Annotated in this window: 2 protein-coding genes; both read left to right on the top strand. The window is 71.9% G+C overall.

The genetic code is table 11. The annotated features are described in order from the left end of the window. Positions 1–1,109: VirB4 family type IV secretion system protein (locus ABEB28_RS39445; RefSeq protein WP_345733426.1), on the top strand; the 1,109-nt coding region annotated here is incomplete at its 5' end. A 477-nt stretch (positions 1,110–1,586) separates the two neighbouring features. Next, positions 1,587–3,379 (top strand): helicase HerA domain-containing protein (locus ABEB28_RS39440; RefSeq protein WP_345733425.1); only part of this gene is annotated, 1,793 nt, incomplete at its 3' end.

The raw sequence follows: 3,379 nt of genomic DNA, 5'->3' as shown, positions 1-3,379 counted from the left end.
GCGTGCTCTACGGCCTCAACCCCGACTCCAACGGCATCGCCTGGTGGGATGACTGGGACCAACACAACGCCAACAGCGTCATCCTCGCGCGCAGCGGCGCCGGCAAAAGCTACCTCGTCAAACTCAAGATCCTCCGGTCGCTCGCCGACGACGTCCACGTCTCGATCATCGACCCGGACAACGAATACATCCGCCTGGTCGAGGCCGTCGGCGGCGTCACCCTCGCCCTCGGCTCCGGCGGCGTACGGCTCAATCCCCTCGACATTCCCCCCGCCGACCGGCGGCCGCAGGCCCGCACCTACCGGGGGCTGTTCCTCCACACGCTCGTGGCGGTGCTCCTCGGTCACCAGCCGCCGCCCTCCGAACGGGCCGCGCTGGACAGCGCCATCAACGCCGCCTACAACGCCGCCGGGATCACCAACGACCCGGCCACCTGGCGGCGCCCCGCGCCGCTGCTGCGCGACCTCACCGACGCGCTGACCGCTCAAGGCACCGACGCCGCGGCCACCCTCGCCGCCCGGCTCGCGCCGTGGGTCACCGGATCGTTCCGGGAACTGTTCGACGGCCCCACCACCACCGTCCCGGCCGGGCAACTGGTGTGCTGGTCCACCCGCCAGCTGCCCGACGAACTCCGCGCCGCCGGCATGCTGCTGGCGCTGGATGCGATCTGGCGCGACGTTGATACCCCCAACACCCGGCCCTCCCACACGCCCCGGCGGCTGGTCGTCGTCGACGAAGCCTGGACGCTGCTCCGCGAAGGAGAAGGCGCCCGCTTCCTGTCCAAGCTCGCCAAGTCCGCCCGCAAACGCAAAGCCGGGTTGGCCGTCATCACCCAGGACGTCGGCGACCTGCTCGGCTCCGACCTCGGACAGATCGTCATCGCCAACGCCGCCACCCAAATCCTGCTGCGCCAAGCACCCCAAGTCATCGACGTCGTCACCGACGTCTTCGGCCTCACCACCGGGGAAGCCCGCCAGTTGCTCAGTGCCCGCCGCGGCGAAGGTCTCCTGCTCTCCGGCACCCACCGCGTGGCCTTCGACGTCGTCGCGTCCCCACGCGAACACCGGCTCTGCATCGGCGACCTCGAACTCGACGACGACGACGAGTAACCCACACGGCAGCAGCAGCCCGCCCCGTAGCGGGAACCCGCCGGGCCGTCAGAGAACACGGCGCTGTCGGGTGACGCGACGAGCCGCTCGGGCGCTCGCGTGGATCGCCGGTCAGGACCGGCCGCCCCGCTCCACGCGCTCATGCACCTCAGCGAGCGTGGCCCGGATCCGCGTTTCTAGCTACGGACGGCGCCGTAGGTAGATCAGCCGAACACCGCAGTCAGCGCCAGTCCCAGCAGCGACACGATCGCCAACGCCCCGCAGACGATCCACGCTGCCGACGCCATCCAGCCCGGCGCCACGCATTTCCCGGCCCCAGCCGGCACAGGTCGCTGCTGGCCACATCTCTCCGGATCCGATCTCGCCCGGGGCTCCGGCCTCCCGAATTCCGGCCTCCCCGAGCTCCGATCTTCGAAGGCCCGCCGACCCCCCCTCGCCGCGGTCCGCGGGCCCTCGCGCTCTTCGGAAGGAGCGCCCATGTTCGCCCTCGTCCTGTTCGCCTCCGCATCAGCGTCTCCGCCGGCCGATCCGCCATTACCCGGCCCCTCGCAGTGGCTGCTGGATGCGCTGACCACCGCTTCTAGCTGGTGCGCGGCCCGTCCGTGGCTGGCCGCGATCGCCGCGGCGCTGGCTGCTGCCGCGTTCCTCGCCTCCCTGCTGCGACAGCGCAACCTGCATCACCGCATGGCCCGACACGCGCAGCTGCTCACGATCCATCCCCCACCCGAGGTCGATCCCGCCGGTGCCTCAGCGTTCTGGGCCGACCTGGCCGAGATCCTGCAGGTGGCGCCGCGCCGTCGACTGCGGGAGGGCCGGTCGCACGTCGGGCTGGAGTACCGGTGGGCCGGCCGGGAGTTCACGATCGCCTTGTGGGTCCCGGCGACGGTGCCGATCGGGCCCGTGCGCGCCGCCGTGGCCGGCGCCTGGCCGGGCGCGACCTGCACGGTCACCGACGCCGACCCGCCGCTGCCGCTGGACGCAGTCGAGGTCGGCGGTGCGCTCGCTCCGGCACTCCCAGCCTGGTATCCGCTGTCGACCGACCACCACACCGATCCGCTGCGCATGCTGATCGCCGCCGCCGCCGGGCTGCACCATCCGGAGTCCGCGTGCGTGCAGATCCTCCTCCGGCCGGCCACCCGCCGGCATATCCGCCGCCTGCAGGCGGGCGTGCAGGCGCTGCGGACCGGACGCGCTTCGAACGAGCTCGCCGATCCGGCCACGTGGCTGCGGGGAGCGCTGAACCTGACGGCCGAGGTTCTCGGGCCGGCGCGCCGCACACCGCCGGCCTCCCGAGCGATGCCGGTCGCGAGCAGTGATCCGCAGCGGGACCGCGATGGCCGCGCCGGCGTGGACAAGCTCGCCGCCGGGCAGTGGGAGGTCGCCGTGCGCTACGGCGTCGCCCACACCAATCCCCGGCAGGTCGACCCGGAAAACCTACGAGCGCGGCTGATCACTCTTGCTCACGGCATCGCCTCGGCGTTCGGCGCCTGGACGGGCCGCAATCGCCTGCGCCGCATCCGCGTCCGGCGTCCCGGCCCGGTCCTGGCGGGCCGGGTGCTGCGCCGCGGATTCCTGCTCTCGGCCGCCGAGCTGGCCACTCTCGCCGCACTTCCGCAGGACCTCGCGGTGCCGGGCCTGGACCGGGCCCGCGCCCGGTCGATGCCCGCACCGATCGCGGTCCCTGCCGGGGGCCGGGACGCCAAGGTGCTCGGCCGCGCCGAGGTCGGCGGGCACTCCGTGGCGCTGCCCGTCGTCGACGCCCGTCAGCACGTGCACATCCTGGGCTCGACCGGGTCGGGCAAGTCGACGCTGCTGCTGAACATGATTCTCGAGGACATCCATGCCCGCCGCGGCGTTGTGGTGATCGACCCCAAGGGCGACCTCGTCGCGGATGTGCTCGAGCGGATCCGCCTGCGTGACGCCAAACGGCTCGTGCTGCTGGATCCCGACCAGCCACCTGGCGTCACCCTCAACCCGCTGTCGGGCGGGGATCCGGATCTGCTGGTCGACAACGTCGTGTCGATCTTCAGCAAGATCTTCGCCTCCCACTGGGGCCCACGCATGGACGACATCCTCCGGGTGGCGTGCCTGACCCTGTTCCGGCGACCCGACCCGACATTGACGCACATCCCGCGGCTGCTGCAGGACCGTGGTTTCCGTCGCCGCTACACCAAGCTGCTCACCGATTCCGAGGGACTGCTCAGCTTCTGGGACTGGTACGAGAACGCGCCGCTGCCGATGCAGTCACAAGTCATCGCGCCGCTGCTGTC

Origin of the sequence: Cryptosporangium minutisporangium (genome assembly GCF_039536245.1) — a bacterium.
In the GTDB taxonomy this organism is placed as follows: domain Bacteria; phylum Actinomycetota; class Actinomycetes; order Mycobacteriales; family Cryptosporangiaceae; genus Cryptosporangium; species Cryptosporangium minutisporangium.
The sequence above is the reverse complement of the archived record's forward strand: the minus strand, read 5'-3'. Positions and strand labels throughout refer to the sequence as shown.